16 protein-coding genes and 3 pseudogenes are annotated in these 19,868 nt (G+C 42.6%); 17 read left to right on the top strand and 2 right to left on the bottom strand.

The genetic code is table 11. The features are described from left to right. Positions 1-2 precede the first annotated feature (2 nt). From DXA15_RS05340 to DXA15_RS05325, 4 genes are all read left to right on the top strand, one after another. Positions 3-1,382, top strand: a complete 1,380-nt coding sequence (locus DXA15_RS05340; RefSeq protein ID WP_048315698.1) for a [Fe-Fe] hydrogenase large subunit C-terminal domain-containing protein — start codon at positions 3-5, stop codon at positions 1,380-1,382. Then, positions 1,369-1,707, top strand: a complete 339-nt coding sequence (locus DXA15_RS05335) for a DRTGG domain-containing protein (protein ID WP_007656800.1) — start codon at positions 1,369-1,371, stop codon at positions 1,705-1,707. The genes DXA15_RS05340 and DXA15_RS05335 overlap by 14 nt, the downstream gene beginning before the upstream one ends. After that, positions 1,704-2,447 carry a PHP domain-containing protein gene (locus DXA15_RS05330; protein ID WP_128133360.1) on the top strand — a complete coding sequence of 248 codons (744 nt, stop codon included), beginning with the start codon at positions 1,704-1,706 and terminating at the stop codon, positions 2,445-2,447. The genes DXA15_RS05335 and DXA15_RS05330 overlap by 4 nt, the downstream gene beginning before the upstream one ends. A gap of 150 nt (positions 2,448-2,597) precedes the next feature. Then, positions 2,598-3,122: a HAMP domain-containing sensor histidine kinase gene (locus DXA15_RS05325; protein WP_128133359.1), complete on the top strand. Its 525-nt coding sequence runs from the start codon at positions 2,598-2,600 to the stop codon at positions 3,120-3,122. A 1-nt stretch (position 3,123) separates the two neighbouring features. On the opposite strand, the pseudogene DXA15_RS05320 reads toward DXA15_RS05325, so the two are convergent. Both DXA15_RS05320 and rlmD read right to left on the bottom strand, forming a co-directional pair. Next, positions 3,124-4,517 (bottom strand): annotated as a pseudogene (locus tag DXA15_RS05320) (transglycosylase SLT domain-containing protein). Between the two features lie 11 nt (positions 4,518-4,528). Continuing rightward, positions 4,529-5,944, bottom strand: a complete 1,416-nt coding sequence (gene rlmD, locus DXA15_RS05315) for a 23S rRNA (uracil(1939)-C(5))-methyltransferase RlmD (protein WP_128133358.1) — start codon at positions 5,942-5,944, stop codon at positions 4,529-4,531. A 193-nt stretch (positions 5,945-6,137) separates the two neighbouring features. Between rlmD and ppdK the strand changes: the two are divergent. The 13 genes and pseudogenes from ppdK (at position 6,138) to DXA15_RS05250 (ending at position 19,863) form a co-directional block, all read left to right on the top strand. Further along, positions 6,138-8,857: pseudogene (gene ppdK, locus DXA15_RS05310) on the top strand (pyruvate, phosphate dikinase). A gap of 167 nt (positions 8,858-9,024) precedes the next feature. Beyond that, positions 9,025-9,249 carry a hypothetical protein gene (locus tag DXA15_RS05305; RefSeq protein WP_128133357.1) on the top strand — a complete coding sequence of 75 codons (225 nt, stop codon included), beginning with the start codon at positions 9,025-9,027 and terminating at the stop codon, positions 9,247-9,249. Between the two features lie 157 nt (positions 9,250-9,406). Further along, the gene (locus DXA15_RS05300) at positions 9,407-10,363 is read left to right on the top strand and encodes a fimbrillin family protein (RefSeq protein WP_128133356.1); all 957 of its coding nucleotides are present in this window, start codon (positions 9,407-9,409) and stop codon (positions 10,361-10,363) included. 215 nt (positions 10,364-10,578) lie between these two features. Further along, positions 10,579-10,976 (top strand): annotated as a pseudogene (locus DXA15_RS05295) (LytTR family transcriptional regulator DNA-binding domain-containing protein). Continuing rightward, positions 10,966-11,619, top strand: coding sequence for an FHA domain-containing protein (locus DXA15_RS05290; protein ID WP_007656786.1), 654 nt, complete (start codon positions 10,966-10,968; stop codon positions 11,617-11,619). The pseudogene DXA15_RS05295 and the gene DXA15_RS05290 overlap by 11 nt, the downstream one beginning before the upstream one ends. A gap of 137 nt (positions 11,620-11,756) precedes the next feature. Next, positions 11,757-11,999 (top strand): hypothetical protein, encoded by a 243-nt coding sequence (locus DXA15_RS05285; protein WP_007656785.1) that lies wholly within the window; start codon positions 11,757-11,759, stop codon positions 11,997-11,999. Further along, positions 11,996-12,511, top strand: a complete 516-nt coding sequence (locus tag DXA15_RS05280) for an FHA domain-containing protein (RefSeq protein WP_010803097.1) — start codon at positions 11,996-11,998, stop codon at positions 12,509-12,511. The genes DXA15_RS05285 and DXA15_RS05280 overlap by 4 nt, the downstream gene beginning before the upstream one ends. A 14-nt stretch (positions 12,512-12,525) precedes the next feature. After that, positions 12,526-13,329 carry a PP2C family serine/threonine-protein phosphatase gene (locus DXA15_RS05275; protein ID WP_128133355.1) on the top strand — a complete coding sequence of 268 codons (804 nt, stop codon included), beginning with the start codon at positions 12,526-12,528 and terminating at the stop codon, positions 13,327-13,329. 44 nt (positions 13,330-13,373) lie between these two features. After that, positions 13,374-15,281 (top strand): serine/threonine-protein kinase, encoded by a 1,908-nt coding sequence (locus DXA15_RS05270; RefSeq protein ID WP_128133354.1) that lies wholly within the window; start codon positions 13,374-13,376, stop codon positions 15,279-15,281. An 8-nt stretch (positions 15,282-15,289) separates the two neighbouring features. Further along, positions 15,290-16,234, top strand: a complete 945-nt coding sequence (locus DXA15_RS05265; RefSeq protein ID WP_128133353.1) for a hypothetical protein — start codon at positions 15,290-15,292, stop codon at positions 16,232-16,234. An 11-nt stretch (positions 16,235-16,245) separates the two neighbouring features. Then, positions 16,246-18,468: a hypothetical protein gene (locus DXA15_RS05260; RefSeq protein ID WP_128133352.1), complete on the top strand. Its 2,223-nt coding sequence runs from the start codon at positions 16,246-16,248 to the stop codon at positions 18,466-18,468. A gap of 7 nt (positions 18,469-18,475) precedes the next feature. Beyond that, positions 18,476-19,363, top strand: coding sequence for a serine O-acetyltransferase (locus DXA15_RS05255; RefSeq protein ID WP_010803101.1), 888 nt, complete (start codon positions 18,476-18,478; stop codon positions 19,361-19,363). Between the two features lie 101 nt (positions 19,364-19,464). Then, a complete protein-coding gene (locus DXA15_RS05250; protein ID WP_007656771.1) occupies positions 19,465-19,863 on the top strand; it encodes a ferredoxin in 399 nt (132 codons plus the stop codon). The last annotated feature ends 5 nt before the right edge of the window (positions 19,864-19,868 follow it).

Genomic DNA, 19,868 nt, shown 5'->3' with positions numbered 1-19,868 from the left:
CCATGGAAGATACTAAATTTTATCATGCCCTGAAAATCGACAAGGAGCGCTGCATCGGTTGTACACATTGTATGACGAAATGCCCGACTCGTGCTGTCCGTATCCGGGATGGGAAAGCCGTGATTCGCAAAGACTGGTGCGTCGATTGCGGGGAATGTCTGAAAGCATGTCCGACAGAAGCCATTTATGTGGAGCAGGACGACTTCCAGAAGATATTCGACTACGAATGCCGCGTGGCGCTTGTTCCCACCGTTTTCATCGGACAGTTTTCCAAATATACGACGGAAGAAGAAATATTCAGCGCCTTGTATGAGTTGGGATTCACCCATGTCTACCAGGTTGAGTTTACGGCCGATATGATTCATCGCGAGATGCTCCGGCAGATGGAACAGGCCGAAGAAAAGCCGGTGATCAGTTCTTTTTGTCCGGCTATTGTGCGACTGATACAAATTCGCTTCCCTGCTTTGGTCGATAATATCCTGCTGGTGAAAAGTCCGGTGAATGCAACTGCTACCTATTACCATCAGGTATTGACGGAGGAAGGTCATTCCCCGGATCAGATCGGCCTCTTTTATGTCACTCCCTGTGCCGCCAAGATTGCGGCCTTGAAGAGTGCTGACGGATATTCGTCCACCATTAACGGCGTGATCAATATGGATACCCTATATAATAAGGTATACCATATCCTGCAAAACCGACCGAAAGGGTATAAGCCGGATTGCGTGCTTCCGCCCGCCTTGACAAAGAAAGAAATGCGATGGAGCCAGACGGGAGGGGAGGCCAAACACTTCTCCGGCCGTTGCCTGGCCATCGACGAAATACATAATGTGATCGATTTCCTGGAACGTATGGAAACGACAACGGAGGTCCGTAATGTGGACTTCCTGGAACTCCGTGCCTGTGACCGCAGTTGTGCCGGAGGCGTATTGGCCGTTGCGAACCGCTTCCTTACGGCCGAACGGATCATGAAGCGTTCGATGAAACGTGACAAGGCGCCGCTCATTTATGCCTCCGAACGATTGGGAGCATTGGCTTATTTGAAGCAGCACATCACGATCCGTCCGCTCCAGCCTAACCCGAAGCTGCTCTATGACGGTTCTATCGAAGAAGTCCTGAAAAAGATGGAACAGGTGCGCCGTCTGATGTGTTATCTGCCGGGAATCGACTGTGGCGCTTGCGGAAACCCTAATTGCCAAAGTCTGGCAGAAGATATCGTCCGTCACGAAGCACAGTTCAGCGACTGCATTTTCATGCAGCGTAATATGGAGAAGCATGGCAAACTGGATCAGGAACATGCCTTCCGCCTCGTCGAAAAGACCTGGGGAAAAGATCGTTTAAATAAAGACTGTTATAAGAAAGGAGCTAAATATGAAGGTCAGTGATCTTGTAAAAGAATTGAATCTTACCGTTTTTTGCGGAGAAGAGAATCTGGATACGGTAATCAAAGGTGGCTATACCAGCGACTTGTTGAGTGATGTAATGGGACATATGGAAGAGGGTATGTTGTGGATCACCATGCAAACCCATCAGAACATTGTTGCCGTTTCAACCCTGAAGGATGCTGCCGCCGTCTTGATTGTCAATGGTGCTTCGCCGGATGAAGAAACATTGCAAAAGGGGAAGGACGAGGATATTCCTTTGTTGGGAACATCTCTTTCTGCTTTTGTTATCAGTGGAAAAGTGTATCAACTGTTACAGAACGGATGAACCTCTACCGGGCCGATCTGCATATTCATACCTGTCTTTCGCCTTGTGGAAGTCTGGATATGAGTCCCACGGTCATTGTCGAAACGGCACTTGCCCGCGGATTGGATATCATTGCCATAACCGATCATAACACGACCCTGCAATGTCCTGAAATACAATCGTTGGGAGCCGAAGCCGGATTGACTGTCCTTGCCGGAGCCGAAGTCTGTACCCGTGAGGAAGCACATTGCATTGCCCTTTTCGGAAGTGATGAAGCCCGTGCCGCTTTCCAGCAATATCTGGAGAAACATCTACCGCCTGTTCCCAATGATCCCGACCGTTTCGGCGACCAGGTCTGGGTAAACCGTAAAGATGAGATAATGGGAGAGGCCCCGTACTTGTTGCTTTCCGCACTCGATCAGAACGTCAATCAGGTGGCTGCATTTGTAAAGGAACTGGGCGGCCTTTTTGTTGCTGCACATGTGGAACGGCCTTCTTTCAGCCTGATCAGCCAGTTGGGATTTATTGATCCGTCATTATCGCTGGATGCAATAGAATATACGGATGCTTCCCGTTTCGCCCGGCTTTTGGCGGAGCAGAAGTATTTATCGAACTACACATCCTATCCGGCTTCCGATGCCCATTATCCGGAACAAATCGGGACTAAGCCCTGTTTGATACGGGCTGCTGCACCTTTATTCGAAAACATCAGGATGGCTTACGCCAAAAGTCAGGAACATTTAGTCTTTTCCTCCGCATAATTAAAATAGGAAGATATACTATACATAAATGTAAGGTATATTCTACATATAAGTAAGGCTATACTTGCCAATATGTAAGGCATACCTTCCTTTTATAAAATAAAGGAGAAAAAAGTTTAATATTCAGCATATCAGGAAATAAATATCAGGATGAATACACTTACATTTCATATTACGGATATAGCATCAAACAGTGTTCGTGCCGGTGCGACTCGTATCTTATTGGATATTGCTATAAATGAGGAGAATACAATCATCCGTATTGCAGACAACGGTTGTGGAATGGATGCAGAGACGATTGCCCGGGTAACGGATCCGTTCTATACGACCCGTACGACCCGAAAGGTAGGCCTGGGAATCCCTTTCCTGATACAAAATGCGGAACAGACCGGAGGTTTTGTCAAGATAAGTTCCCAACCGGGAGCGGGGACGGAGGTTACAGCTTGTTTTATAACCGCTAATATTGATTGTCCTCCCTGGGGAGACCTTCCCGGAACAGTCGCCATGTTGATAAGCGGCAATCCGGAAATCAATGTCTGTTTTTCATATAAAAAGGGAGAACAGCTTTTTGAAGTGAGTACGGAAGAGTTGCTGGCTGTCTTTGAAGACATACCGCTAAGTCATCCGAAGGTAATACTTGCCATAAAGGAGATGATTGCAGAGAATCTGGCGTGATTCAACTATGCTTAGTCTTGCTCTTGTAGTAATTGTAACGCTCCATCACTTCACGCACATAATTGAATGTCTCCGAACCGCGGAGATATCCATGTTTGCAGACAGGGTCGTTATAATATTCGGGATCGCTTTTCAGGCGGATATACTCGGCAACGTTATCTTCCCAGACGTTCGGGTTCTTTCCATACTTCTCGGCCAGGCGTTGAGCGTCATAGACATGTCCGATGCCGGCATTGTAAGAGGCTAATGTAAACTTTATCTTTTCCAGCGGGTCGGTAATCTCGGAAAAGCCCTGGCGGAATTTACGCAGGCAATCTACACCTGTACGGATCCCGATATCCGGGTCTTTCAGTTCGTGGGGAGTAACACCAAGCGCTTTTGCCGTGTTCGGCATAATGCCCATCAGACCTTCGGCTCCTGCCCAGGATACGACAGAAGGGTTGAAATGGGATTCCTGATAGGAAATGGAGGCTAGCAGTTGCCAATCCCATCCGATGTTTTTGGCATGCGACGGAACAAATCGTCATAAGGAGAGATATGTCCGTTCTTTACCGGGGGAAGATCTGCTGTTAACGGTTGCTTGCCTAGTTCGAAATAACGTTTCACTACTGCTCGATAGACGTGCGAGCCTGATTTATCCGATGCCCATGCATTAATAGCTTCGGCCAGCTTCGGACTGCTCTTACGCACCAACCAGGAAGAACGCTGCATGAAGCTGATTTTCAGTGAGACATTGATATTCCAGAAATAGGTCTTGTTCAGACGGGCAATATTATCGTCACTGATGGTATAGGGGATTTCACCTTGCGAGACCATCGCTATCAGGTCTTCGGTTGTTACCGTATCTTTCTTTATATCTTTTATATGGATGCCGCCGCCTAATTCTTTATCCAGGTTTTTAAGGCGTTCGTAATACTTAGTATCGGGTTTCACATATACGTCTTTCCCGATTAGTTGGGTGACATCTTTAAGAATCGTATCGCCTTTGTTGGCACGCTGAACCAATACCTGGCTGGTAAGCTCTTCCCGCCCGCAGTAGAGATAATTTTCTTTCAGGTTATTGCTTACCTGGATGGGATAGGCAATAACGTCGGCTTCTCCGGCTTCGAGCATTTCAATCAGGCGGGTGGCATTTTCGGCCACTTTGATATTCAGCTTCAGTCCTTCGGAACGGGCAAAGTCTTTTATCAGGTCGTATTCGTAACCCATCGGCTCCATCTTATACTGGAAATAAGACGTGGAACTGTAGAGTGTGACAGCTGTGATTTCGCCCTGTGCCTTCAACTGGGGGAGGTCCATAGACACAAAATCGTCTTCCTTCTGCTCTTGCTTCTTGCCGGAACAGCTACTCAAAAGCAAAGTGATACACAAAAGGGAGACGATTTTCCTATACATTATTATATATATTACTTTTTCTTCTCTAATAAAACGACATTCTCCACATGATGTGTATGTGGGAACATATCGACCGGACGAACCTTCTTCACGTCGTACTTCACGCTAAGCAGGCTCAAATCGCGGGCCTGTGTTGCCGGATTACAACTTACATAAACGATACGCTCCGGTTCGGCGAAAAGGATGGTGTTGATTACATCATCGTGCATGCCGGCACGTGGAGGATCAGTAATAATAACATCCGGACGGCCATGTTGGTTTATGAAATCTGCTGTCAGGATATCTTTCATGTCTCCGGCGTAGAACAACGTATTGTCAATCTTATTCAAAGCCGAATTAACTTTAGCATCTTCGATTGCTTCCGGTACATATTCGATGCCGATTACTTTCTTAGCCTGGCGGGAAACGAAGTTGGCAATCGTTCCGGTACCGGTATAAAGGTCGTAAACCATTTCATTACCGGTCAGTCCGGCAAACTCGCGGGCAATCTTATATAAGTTATAAGCCTGTTCGCTGTTCGTCTGATAGAACGATTTCGGACCAACCTTGAACTGAAGGCCTTCCATCTCTTCAATGATATGATCTTTACCACGGAACACCAGGACTTCCTGGTCGGTGATCGTGTCGTTGCACTTTTCGTTTATGACATATAATAAGGAAGTGATTTCCGGGAATTGTTCTGCCACATGAGACAGCAGGGCTTCGCGGCGTTCCTTATCTTCATGGTAGAATACGACAACCACCATCAGGTCGCCCGTCGATGCCGTACGTATCATTAATGTACGGATAAAACCTTCCTGATTCCGCAGGTCGAAGAAAGGATATCCTTCGTGTGACAGGCAATATTCCTTGATGCAAAGGCGGATGCGGTTGGAAAGATTATTCTGCAACCAACATTTGTGTATATCCAGCACTTTGTCGAACATACCGGGAATATGGAAACCGACCCCGTTCATGCAATCGAAAGTAGCTCCGGATTTTACTTCTTCTTCCGTCAGCCATTTCTTGTTGGAGAATGTGAATTCGAGTTTATTCCGGTAGAAGGAGGTGCGTTCGGAACCCAATATAGGCAAAATCTCTTCCATTTCTATCTTTCCGATACGGGTGAGATTGTCTATGACCTGCTTGTGCTTGTATTTCAACTGCGCTTCGTAGGGCAGATGTTGCCATTTACAACCGCCGCAAACACCGAAATGTTCGCAAAAAGGAACGGCACGTTCCGGAGAATATTCGTGGAAGTACACTGCTTTACCTTCGGCATAACTGTTCTTTTTACGGGTGAGCTGGATGTCTACTACGTCGCCGGGAGCAACAAAAGGAACAAACACTACTTTCTCATTTACTCGTGCAATCGCTTTACCTTCAGCGGCTACGTCTGTAATTGTTACCTTTTCCAACAAGGGTAACTGCTTCTTATTTCTTGCCAATTTTATCTGAGTTTTAAATTTTTCCCACGCAAATGTACATATTTAGGTAATACGAATAATAAGGAATAGCTATAAAACACATAAAATTATTTAACTTTCCATATCCTTCATACTCTGAAATAGCATATATTTGCAGCATTGCAAAGTAGAGATAGCAAAACTGAAATCTAATAAACATAATACTGTCTGACATATGGAAAGAAAAAGAGTCTACACATTCGGAAATGGAAAAGCCGAAGGAAAAGCAGATATGAGAAATCTGCTGGGTGGTAAAGGTGCAAACCTTGCCGAAATGAATTTGATTGGAGTTCCGGTTCCTCCGGGATTCACTATCACAACAGAAGTTTGCTCGGAATATTATGAACTGGGCCAGGACAAAGTCGTAGAACTACTGAAGTCGGACGTTGAAAAAGCTATTGCTAATGTAGAAACGTTGATGAACTCCAAGTTCGGAGATGTAGAAAACCCGTTGTTGGTTTCTGTCCGTTCCGGAGCACGCGCTTCTATGCCGGGTATGATGGATACTATCCTGAACCTGGGATTGAACGACGAAGTAGTAGAAGGGTTGACACGTAAAACCGGTAACGCTCGTTTTGCATGGGACTCTTATCGCCGTTTTGTACAAATGTACGGTGATGTGGTTTTGGGTATGAAACCGACCAGCAAGGAAGACATCGACCCGTTCGAAGCAATCATCGAAGAGGTGAAAGAAGCCAAAGGGGTGAAGCTGGACAACGAACTGACTGTCGACGACTTGAAGACATTGGTTACAAAGTTCAAAGCCGCAGTAAAGAAACAAACAGGAAGCGACTTTCCGACTTGTGCTTACGAACAGTTGTGGGGTGCTGTCTGTGCCGTATTTAACTCATGGATGAACGAACGTGCTATCCTGTACCGCCAGATGGAAGGTATTCCGGCAGAGTGGGGAACAGCCGTAACTGTTCAGGCTATGGTATTCGGTAATATGGGTGAAACTTCCGCTACCGGTGTATGTTTCTCTCGTGACGCCGGTAACGGTGAAGACTTGTTCAACGGTGAATACCTGATTAATGCACAGGGTGAAGACGTTGTGGCCGGTATCCGTACTCCGCAGCAGATTACTAAAATCGGTTCACAACGCTGGCTGAACGCGCCGGTATTCCTGAAGAAGAAAGAGCTGCCAACTATCCTTCAATGGAAGAGGCTATGCCTGAGATCTATAAGGAACTGGATGCTTTGCAGACGAAACTGGAAAATCATTACCGCGACATGCAGGATATGGAATTTACCGTACAGGAAGGTAAACTGTGGTTCCTTCAGACTCGTAACGGTAAACGTACTGGTGCTGCTATGGTAAAGATTGCCATGGATCTGTTGCATCAGGGAATGATTGACGAAAAGACTGCTCTGGCACGTATCGAACCGAATAAACTGGATGAACTGCTTCACCCGGTATTCGATAAAGCTGCGTTGAAGAAAGCAAAAGTATTGGTAAAAGGTCTGCCTGCATCTCCGGGTGCTGCTACCGGCCAGATCGTATTCTTTGCTGACGATGCTGCCGAATGGCACGCTGCCGGTAAGCGGATCGTTTTGGTTCGTATCGAAACATCTCCGGAAGACTTGGCCGGTATGGCTGTTGCTGAAGGTATCCTGACAGCTCGTGGAGGTATGACTTCTCATGCTGCCGTTGTTGCCCGTGGTATGGGTAAATGCTGTGTATCGGGAGCCGGTGGTTTGAATATCGATTACAAGAAAAAAACAATCGAAGTAGGAGGTATCACGCTGAAAGAAGGTGACTTCCTGTCTATCAATGGTTCTACCGGAGAAATCTTTGAAGGACAAATCGAAACGCAGGCTGCTGAATTGTCAGATGATTTCGCTGAATTAATGAAGCTGGCCGATAAATATACCAAACTTCAGGTTCGCACAAATGCAGATACTCCTCATGATGCGGAGATTGCCCGTGCATTCGGAGCAAGCGGTATCGGATTATGCCGTACGGAACACATGTTCTTCGAAGGCGAAAAGATCAAAGCAATGCGTGAAATGATTCTGGCGGAAGATGCCGAAGGACGCAAGAATGCATTGAAGAAGATTCTGCCTTATCAGCAAGCAGACTTCAAGGGTATCTTCAAGGCTATGCATGATCTGCCTGTTACCGTTCGTCTGCTCGATCCTCCTTTGCACGAATTTGTTCCTCACGATCAGAAAGGTCAGGAAGAAATGGCTGAAGCAATGGGTATCTCCGTAAAAGAAATTCAGCAGCGTGTTGAATCGCTTTGCGAACATAACCCGATGTTGGGCCACCGTGGTTGCCGTTTGGGTAATACATATCCTGAAATCACTGAAATGCAGACACGCGCTATTTTAGGTGCTGCGTTGGAATTGAAGAAAGAAGGTATTGTGGCTAAACCGGAAATTATGGTTCCGCTGACCGGTATTCTGTATGAATTTAAAGAACAGGAAAAGGTAATCCGTGCTGCTGCTGAAAAGTTATTTGCCGAAGTAGGAGACCGTATCGACTTTAAAGTAGGTACAATGATCGAAATTCCTCGTGCAGCCTTAACAGCCGACCGTATCGCTTCTTCTGCCGAGTTCTTCTCATTCGGAACAAACGACTTGACTCAGATGACATTCGGTTATTCCCGTGACGACATCGCTTCCTTCCTGCCGATTTATCTGGAAAAGAAGATCCTGAAGGTAGACCCGTTCCAGGTATTAGACCAGAATGGAGTAGGTCAGCTGGTAAGAATGGCTACGGAAAAAGGACGTGCTATCCGTCCGGATCTGAAATGTGGTATCTGTGGTGAACATGGCGGCGAACCGTCTTCAGTTAAGTTCTGCCACAAAGTAGGTTTGAATTATGTATCATGTTCTCCGTTCCGTGTGCCTATTGCTCGTGTTGCCGCGGCACAGGCTGCTATTGAGGATTGATCTGAAAAAATAATAAATAATGCGATTAAGAAGGGTATTTTCTTTGAATATCCTTCTTAATTCGTTTTAAAATGTACGTATTATTGGTTATTTATTTCTTTATTTTCAAATAATAATTACTTTTGTACTAATGATTTTATATTATCCATTAATGTATAAAGAATTATATGGCACGTACAGTAAATTATTCAAAGAAGATTGGGAAAATTAAAGCTCAGTTGGATGAGCTAGTTAAGGACATTGAAAATGGTTCTAAGAAAGGAGAAGAAGTTGTAGAACAGAAAACAAAGACTAAGATTTCTGATATCGATTTCGAAACTGAGGACCTGGCTGCCTTAATGAAGATTCAGACGCGTTTAGTGCGCGCAATTAATGCAAAAATGAAGAATTAAATCGAATGTAGGTTTTATACCTTCGATAAAAGAGGGATATTCCATCCAATGGAGTATCTCTCTTTTTTTATTAAATAAGATCATATCCGCCACTCATTTGAACCAAAACAGGTTTTAAAATGTATTATATAGACGAATAATTATAAAATGGCTGGTTATGAAAACTAAATTACTCAAAACAACACAATTGCTGGTATTAATCTATGTGATCTTCTTCTTTGCCGGATGCTCCAAAAACACAATAATCCTGGAGGTCGGTGATGAGAATAAACCTTCGGGAGGGAATAATACGGAAGGAACTAATCTGGTGACTTTCAATGCTTCAATTGAAGGTCGTAATTTGATGACACGTGCAATGTCACCCATGAATCAGGGAATAAAAAGCAAAGTATTAGTATTTGAACCCTCTACCCAAAACGGGACAAAAGGAACTCCTTCGGCACAGGGATTATACATCACTTCTGCTCCCGGAGTATTAACCGGAGTGGATGGATATAAAATGTATCTGGGAAACGGTATTTTTGATTTTTATGCAGTATCGGATAATTTTTCTACTATACCGTCTAAATTTTCAGCAGGAAAATCAGAACCTTTATTCAATGGGATCGATTACCTTTGGTGGCATAATCCGAATCTGGATGTGGCAAGTTCACAGATCAATATACCGATTGTTTATTTGCATGCAGCGACACAAGTGGTTATTGAAATATCGGAAGGAGAAAGCATTCAGTTAAACAAATTAATTTCAGCAACGATCACTCCGCCAGAACCGGGAGCAAGCATGGATTTGGCAACGGGAACCATACCTCCGGCAACTACATTCGACAGACCGGACAAAATGGGTATAAATGGTTTTCTGGCTCAGTATATCATGCTCCCGCTGGAAACATCCGAACCGATGTCTTTGACATTGGAGATAATGGCAAACGGAGAAAGTGCATCACGAATTTACACCGTTGATGTTCCTGTTCCCGACGGTGCATTAAAAGCCGGTAATTCATATTTATTTAGTGCAATAATCGATGGAAACACCGTTACATTTTCAAGTGTGAATGTAAAAAACTGGACTGAAGTTGATGAAACAGGCAATCCTCTTTATCCTACTTTGGAGTGAGATTAGTTTCCTGTTTAAAACTATATCTGCAAAGCAGTTGAAATTTAACAGATAACTTATTTTCATCAAAATGCTTAGTATTCAGGAATGAAAGAGGAATATTTTCCGCAAATATTCCTCTTCCCATTTATATTTCTTTATAAAATATAGCCGGGGTAAAGATAAAATGCCGTATATTTGTTACTTGATGAAAATTAAAAAAACAATATCAACGTATGGAGCGGTATTTAATAATTAAGACGAGGGATGAGTTGTTACGGATAAAGATAGGGCAGATACTCTACTTTGAAGCTGATAGAAATTATACTAAATTACTATTATCCAATGGAATCCAGTTTACGTTTGCGATTAATATCGGTAAGATAGAAGAGATACTGGAGAAGCAGGTAGAGGGATGCAACAAGATATTAATGAGAGTTGGAAAAAGTCACATCATCAATAAAAATCATATCCTGCAAATCAATTTACCCAAGCAAAAACTGTTATTATTGACAGAAGAAGGCAAGCCAGGGAACTTATAATATCCAAAGATCCTTTAAAAGTACTAAAAGAATCGCTGGAAAAGGAAATGGGTAAACCGGAAGAACCAAAGGAAGTGAAATATGAAGATTAAAATCGGTAAAGCTGAAGATAATGATTTTATAGTGAATGATCCTCATGTTAGCAGACATCATGCTTGTCTGGTTCGTGAGGATCATGGCTGTTGGTTGTTGGAAGATCTCGGCTCTACAAACGGAACTTTCGTCAATGGTTCACAGATCGTCAAGAAACGTATTACACCAACGGACAAGATTATTCTTGGGACCGGGTATGTGCTGAACTTGACTGAAGCGCTTAAATATAATAATGATTATAGTGAAGAGTTTGCAGCACTGAAGAAAGTGTATGACGATTATGTTCAAGAAAAAGTTAAGATACAGTCGGCTAACCAGTTTAAAACCAGACTATTTCAGTCTCTTCCTTTTGCGCTGCCCGGTGTGATAGGCGTTGTGATCGGATTTCTGGGCAAAGGAAGTCCGGAGTTCTTGGCTATAAGTTTGTTTATAACTATCTGTGCCCCGACGATAGGCATTTACTTGGGGGCAAAGCAGGCTTCCAAGACTCCTCAACAGCTTCAGGACATTGCAAACCGGTTTAAAATAGACTACGTATGTCCTAAATGCGGTACTTTTCTGGGTGAAATTCCCTGGGAATCTCTGAGGAACAGGAAACAATGTCCTGTTTCTTCCTGTAAAGCAAAGTGGGTCAGTGAATAAGTTGTTTCGTATCTCAAAAGCGGACAGTTTGTACATAAAACCCAAACCTTTGATTATAAGAGAATATTAGATGTTAATTTAATCCGTTACTTTTCCTACTTTTGTTTCCAGAAAGAATAATTTTAATTCAAACCAGTATGCAAGAGGAGGAATACACATTTGTTACACTAGACAGTGACGACTCCGTATTTAGTGATGCGGTAGTTGTAGATGTGGATGGGGAAAACGATTTATCTGGTATCGTAATGATTGATGACGATAATATGGATGTTTCAGATTTTATTACATTATCTGACGACACAATATTCTTGTCGGATGCAGACGTACATGATACTTTCTCAACTGATATCGACGGAGCAGATTTATCATTTATGCTATGATTTCAGTTAAATGTCCACATTGTCACGTAGGATTAAAGGTAGACGAGGGGAAACTTCCCCTCGATCTGACCTCCTTTAAATGTCCGAAGTGTAAACAACCGATTCCTGTCTCTTTGCTTCAACTGGGAAAACAAGGACTTGATGCGGATCAGGATACAATTCTTGTCAATCCGGTTTCGAATGGTACGGGACAGCTTACAGTTGTTGGAGATTCGGCTACACCGGAACAAATTTTCCCTCTCAATGAAGGTATTGCAATCATTGGTCGTAAATCTAACGCTTCGAACGCTACAATAGGAATTGCAACGGCTGATAAGTCGATGAGCAGGGAACATATACGAATAGAAGTTAAAAAAGACCCGAAAGGAGGGTATAAACATTTTCTTTCTGACAATAATAGTAAAAACCATACGTTATATAATAGTAATTACCTTGAAAATGGAGAGGTCGTAGTGCTTAAGAACAATGACGAGATCATTATCGGCCATACGGTTCTCCGCTTTAATGAATAAAATCTGTTCGTGCTATGAATATAACGATTGGCAAGCCTTGGGCCGTTTGTGAAAAAGGCGGTAGACAAAACAACGAGGATTCTATTTACCCCTTACCGGAAAGGGTAAACTCCAATCAGAAATTATTTCTGGTCTGCGATGGTGTCGGCGGCTCAGAAAAAGGGGAGATTGCAAGCTCATTAGCTTGTGAATCTTTTCAGACATTCTTTTCCACCTTCTTAGAGGATGAACCTACCGAAGAGTTTGTTAATAAAGCTGTCGGTTATACGGAGGCACGCTTTGACGATTATGTGAAAAATCATCCGGAAGCAAAGGGTATGGCTACCACATTAACGATGGTTTCAGTCGGAGCTTCGGGAATAACACTGGCACATATTGGGGATAGCCGTATTTACCAGTTCCGCCAGGGAGAAATTATTTATCAGACAGAAGACCATTCGCTGGTTAATTCGCTTGTCAAACTGGGGAAAATAAGCAAAGAAGAAGCATTGACCCATCCGCGAAAAAACGTAATAATTCGTGCCATACAGGGATCGGAGCATCCGACAGAAGCCGATGTAGTCCTTTTAAAGGATATACAAGCGGGCGATTATTTCTTTATGTGTACCGATGGTGTGTTGGAAAGACTTAAAAACGAAGATCTTTCTTCTATTTTCTCCACTTATAACAATCCGGAAGACATCAAAGACGGTATTATGGCTGCCTGTTGCGGAAAAACCAGAGATAACTTTTCTTTTTACATTTTACCTGTTCAAAATGTAGGTGAATCTATCGGAATAAAACAAAATATTCTCTCTTTCCTTTATTCTTTTATATAAATAACGTAATTTTGGCAGATTAAAAAGAATAGCGCGAGAAAGTTATGAATTTGCCAAACGGATATCCTCTTCAAAACGGAAAGTATCGACTTACTCATGTAGTTGGTCAGGGCGGCTTTGGTATAACTTACAAAGGCGTTTGGTATACAGAAGTTAAGGGACCGCTAGGAACGATCAAAACGGAAGTTCCTATATGTGTAAAAGAATATTTTTTTAAAGATTACTGTTACAGAGATCCTGACTCTTTCGCTGTCAAGGTCCATTCTGAAACGGGCAGGGCTCTTTTTGAGAAGTTTAAAGAGAAATTGATCAAAGAAGCTAAAATCCTGTCCGATGTTCATCATCCCCATATTGTGAATGTATTGGAAGTGTTTGAAGAAAATGACACGGCCTATATTGCTATGGAGTATATTTCAGGTAATAGTCTGAAATATAAGATGGATAAGGAGGGTATAATGCCTGAAGCGAGAGTTCTCAGATATATGCGTCAGATAGGAGAGGCCCTTCAGTTTGTTCATGAGAAGAATATTCTTCATTTGGATATCAAACCCAGCAATATATTGATTGATCAGAGCGGGAAAGCGCGTCTGATTGACTTTGGTGTGAGTAAACGGTATGATATCGAGCAGCAGGAAACGAGTACCACGATGTTAACTTTATCGAAAGGGTTTGCATCTATTGAACAATATGATAATGAAGGTACGCAAAGTTTTTCCCCTTGCCCGGATATTTATTCGTTGGGAGCAACCATGTATAATCTGTTGACGGGGAAGATTCCCACAGAATCCATTCTTCGTGCAGCACGTCCGTTGCCTTCCCCCCGGGATTTGAATCCATCCATTTCAGCAAAAACGGAAGCGGCTATTATCAAAGCGATGGAGATTGTTCCGGCTGACCGTTTCCAGTCAATGTCGGAAATGCTGGTTGCATTGGATTTTCCCGAAGTTGAAGAAGAGGAGATAAAGAAAGATATTTCTTCCCCCGAATATTTCGAAGAAGATGAGACAACGATTCTGTTTACGACCCGTTTGCCTCAATCCGGAAAGGATGAAGGGGATGAGACTGTACTGAATAACGTCGATATACCGGCAGTACCTAAAAAGAAAAAAAGAAAAGTAACGTTAATTTCTTTACTAATTATTATATTTGCAAGTATAGGTTCAGCGGTGGCTCTTTTGGTGCAGCGCAGTAAAGCTGTTCCTCCTGTTGTTGAAGTTTTGAATTCTGTTCCGGAAGGGAATAATAATCCTGTATCAGAATCGACTGTTCCTGTTGTTATTGACGAAAGCAATACTTTGGGAGTTGTTGAAGCAGAATCTGAAACTGAATCTGAATCAAAGAAAGAGAATGCCAGCGTTCGACCGGACTCACAGGAAAAGACGATTGTTAAACCGGAAACGACTCCGAAACAGACCGATCCTGTAAAGCAGAAAGTCGAACCTGTCGTTAACGATATAAAGCAGCCGGTAACAGCACCATCAGTTCCTACTGAAGCAGAGATGAATGCAGAGTTTGAAGCATTGATCGCTTCCGGCAAAAATAAAATGGCAGTAGCGGATGCATCCAGTGATGCGGCTGATTTTATAAAAGCAACAGAGGAGATTGCTGATGCCGGTACTGATTTCAGTAAGGCTGCCAGAATCAAAATGACAGATGAACTGATTAGTCTGATTGAAAAACGTAAAGTCAAAGAAGAAGAGATACTTTTGGCTGGCAGAAAAGCACTGTATGATGAAGTGAAGCCTTTTGGGGAACTCATGATCGTTCAGAAAAAGGAGACACAAAAGTTTGGAGCGATAGATGCCAATGCGAGAGAACGTATCAAATGTAAGTATTTGGCTGCCTATCAAACCCAACAAGGGTATAGGGCGTTTCTTAGAGAGGATGATCTGTTCGATATTTATAATGCAGAAGGTATAATGATTAGTGAACGTTTACCGGATTATTATTAATTGTATTTATGAAAAGACTTTGGATATTTATCTTATTTGTTGCAGTGCTGCCGGGATATATGATGGCACAGCAACAAACTGAATATAACAGAAAAGGCGACGAGGCAATGAGGCGTCAGGATTACAGGATGGCGACAATGTGGTATGAAGAGGGTGTCATACAATGTGATTCGTATAGCATTGATCAATTGACAACTATATGGAAAAACAATAAAAAGATGCGTCCTTCCATGCGTAGCCTGATGAGTCGATGTTTTGATTGCCTGAGAGACAAAGCGACAATAGAGAGCGATACAACAGCAATATCGCAATTGATACATTATTATACGGAAGGCATCGGGACGCAGGCTAATGAGGAACGTGCCAGAAGTTGGAGTAATCGTCTGGAAGAACTTCGCCGGCCGATGGAGCTGATTTCTTATATACCCCAAAAAGAAAAAAAGCCGAGAGAACCCATGAAGTTCTTTGTCGGTTATGCTTTTTCAATAGAGGCTCCTTATGGGTTAACCGTTGGAGGTGTCGGGGAAAGGTTCGGTTGGTATGCTCGTTTTAAAACCAATATGTCATTTGATAACTACACCTATGAATGCCGGGGAACGGATGAATTTGTAAGTTATCCGGATAATACATCCTTGAGATTTACAAACGAAAAGAAAGTGAACAGTTTAGCTGCCTCTGCCGGTCTTGTCGTTAAATGTACTCCCTGGCTATATACTTCTGTCGGTTTGGGGTATGGCAAGCGGGAATTGTTGTGTGAATATCAAACGACCAGTTGGGATGATGTTAGTATACAGAAAAACGACTGGGCTAAAAATACAGATTACTCTCACGAAGGAGTTGTTGTAGACTTGGACTTTATGGTAAAATTCGGTTCTGTGTTTGTTAGTGCCGGGTGTAATACTTTGAACTTTAAATATGTAGATTTGAATGCAGGTGTTGGTGTATTCTTTTAATTGATAGGCTTATGAAACAATTATACTTTTTAATAACTATATTATCTTTACTATTATTTGGTTGTTTGGAGGATCCGGAGATGAATACCGGATTGCAAAATGCATTGAAACCAGAGTTTGAAAAGTTTAGTGGAGATGACATTACAAAGACGGCGACGACGATTCTTGCTAAAGCTACCATAAAGAAGGAAAATGGCTCTCCGGTTACTGAACGCGGATTTCAGTATTGGGAAGAAAAAAGTTCCAGCACCCGAAAAGTTACTGATGAAGAAAAAGAGGGTAAAGGAACATATAGCTTAACGATAAGTCAACTGACGGATGGTGAAACTTACATGATATGTCCTTATGCGATTAATGGAGTTGGCACCAGCTATGGAGATACAATTAAAGTCAATACAAATCCCGGTACCGGTAGGGTCAAGACATCGGTTATTGATGATGATGCGGTTGATGCTACTTCGGTAGATGTAAAAGGTATCATTGCGGAGAAAGGGGAAGGTGATTATGAAGACTATGGTTTCCGTTTGTTTAATGCGGAAAAAGATACGACATTCAATAGGAAGAGAGGTGTAGAACTTCGGGATGACAGTGTTTTAGTATATACTATTAAAGGATTGGAACCCAATACGGAGTATTTTGTAGAAGCCTATGTGAAGAACAAATTTGGAACATTCAGTTCTGATGGTAAAGTGAAATTTGCAACAAAAGACGGTCTCCCTAAATTAGGCAGTATCAGTATCAAGGGAGAAGCTGCATATGATTATGTAGATTTAAGAGCAGAACTGATTAGTGAAGGAGATTCTGCTGTTAAAGAGTTTGGTTTCTGCTGGGGGACAGATATTAAAACACCGGGAAGACCGAATATAGAGGAAGACAGTACAGTTCAAGCCCTTTCCTTGGGGGATGATAACTTCTTTGAAGCTCGGATAGATAACTTAAAAGCGGCAACAAATTACTATGTTATTGCTTATGCAACAAATGCTTTCGGAACGCGATACAGTAATGATACGATCAGAGTTGTAACGAAGAGAGATCTCCCGACTATATTTCTCAATGATCCTTCGACTTATGTCATGGATGCAGGAGTTGTTACTATTGGTGGAGAATTACAAAGTGAAGGGAAAACTCCTGTAACTAAATTAGCTATTTATTATTCTTCTACCTCTGCCCCTAGTCCGAAAAATTATGAAGGGAAAAAAGAGTTTACCACTGCTGATCTTGATGAAGATAAGAAATTTAATATTTCTATTGAGGGAATGAAGGGGGGTAAGACTTATTCTGTCAGGGCTTATGCAACCAATGAATCAGGTGATACTCCAAGTAATGAGGTCAAGTCTTTTACGACTCCTTCAATATTCGGAAATGACCTGGCCACTTTCCCTGGAACCGGACGTGTTGAGTTTGCTACATTCTGTGCGAATAATCAGATATATGTTTTGGGAGGATCTTCTGGTACCGGGTATGTTAAAGATCTTTACGGTTATAGTCCGAGTGAAAATAAATGGGCCGCTTTGGCTTCTTATAAAGAGAATGCGTATGGTATTTCCGTCTGTACACAGGATGATAATGTTTACTCTGTTGCCGGAATTACAAGTGCTAGATGGTATACTGAATTGTATACTTATAGTAGTAATACTTGGACTCAGTTTGCTTCATTGGAAACTGATAAGAAGATGGAATGTATCTTTCCGACAAGTTTTGTTTATAAAGATTCAATCATCTTAATCGGAGGAGAAAGTCTTGGTGAAGGCAATCTGGCTGTGCGGGATACCATATATCGGTATGATATGGTCAATAAGGAATGGACCGGATGTGGAAATTTCCAGGTTCCTATAAAGGCTGGCGTTTCTATCACTTCTGGTGATAGTGTATTTGTCGGACTAGGAAATAAACCGGAAGATGGTCCGGATGAACGGGGATTGTGGATTAATACCTCTGGTAATTGGAGTGATTGGACTTTGTTAGCAAAGACTCCGCCTGAGATGAAAAATGTTTGTTCGGGTGTTTTGTTCAAAGATTGCTTATACTATATAGACAATGGTGGTGTTATTTGGCGTTTTAATTTGACAACGAAAGACTGGTCCAAAATGTCCAGTTTCCCTAAAAAGTTGACTAATACGCCTGTCGATTATAGGATATTCTTGTTGAATGATACCATATACATTTTCTTGATCAATTATTATTCTTCTTATTTGAAGACGTACGATCCTTTATGGGATGTACCGCAAAAATAGAATCGACATGAACAGGACTGACATCTTAAACCAGATACAAAAAAACGTAGAACGTTTGTCGGCTTCCGATTTGCCGGAGTATAAATATATTCCGCTGCATCAGAAGCCATCGCCTTCTGTTCTTTCGCTTCGGGAAGTTATGTTGTTGCTTCGGAAAGTTATCTTTCCGGGGTTCTTCGGTTCCGAGCAGGAGGCACAGGTTGATTCTATTCAATATTATACAGGGGTATATCTGGAACAAATCTATGATTTGCTCCACGAACAGATATATAATGGTTTGTGCTTTGAAGTAGACCGTTGCTGCGATTCAAAGGACCGGGCATCCCGGATTGCGATAGACTTTATAAATAAGATACCTCATATTAAATATCTGCTTTCAACAGATGTCAAAGCTATTCTGGATGGTGACCCGGCAGCAAAGAGCCTTAGCGAAATAATCTTCTGTTACCCGGCTGTACATGCTATTCTTCATCAACGGGTTGCCCATGAATTATTAAAGCTGGGCGTCCCTGTGTTGCCCCGTATTATCACGGAGATGGCCCATTCCGAGACAGGTATCGATATTCATCCAGGGGCGCAGATTGGAGAATATTTCAGTATAGACCACGGTACCGGTATCGTGGTGGGACAAACAGCTATTATAGGTAATCACGTTCGTTTGTACCAGGGAGTTACTTTGGGAGCCAAAAACTTTACACTGGATGAAGAAGGATTGCCTATCGACGTTCCCCGTCATCCGATCATTGAAGATTATGTAACTATTTACTCCAATGCATCTATCCTGGGACGTATTACGATTGGAAAAGGTTCAGTGATAGGCGGTAACATTTGGCTGACCCACAGTGTGCCGCCAAACTCCAAAGTCCTTCAAACCCGAGCGGTGGAAGACAAGTAAATCTTTTTTATTTTTAGGATAAAACACAGCCGTAATTTAAACAGAAATACGTATGTTTGCGTCATACCCATGTGGTAATAATGCCTTAAATGTGTACGATGATGAACAAAGTAAAAACGTTAGATGACCTTCGGAAGATGCGCGAATCTTTACGCGCTTCCCTCGATTTACGCGAGAAAAGTAACAATCCCGAGCAGATGGTTCAGATAAAGGTTGCCATGGCAACCTGCGGCATTGCAGCCGGAGCCAAAGAAGTTATGAGTTATTTTATTGAAGCTCTCGACCGGGAACGTGTAGATGCCCTGGTCACTCAAACCGGATGTATGGGCTATTGCTATGCGGAACCGACAGTAGAGATTACTGTTCCCGGCAAAGAACCGATCGTATTTGGTCGTGTCAACAAAGCCAAAGTTGACGAGATTATAACCTGTTACATCAAACAGGGAATTTTGCTGGATGACATCATACCGGTCAACTACAACGCGGTCGGACCTGAATAACAAAC

This window comes from Parabacteroides sp. AM58-2XD (genome assembly GCF_003463685.1).
Classification (GTDB): domain Bacteria; phylum Bacteroidota; class Bacteroidia; order Bacteroidales; family Tannerellaceae; genus Parabacteroides; species Parabacteroides segnis.
This window is presented reverse-complemented; position numbering and strand designations above follow the sequence as displayed.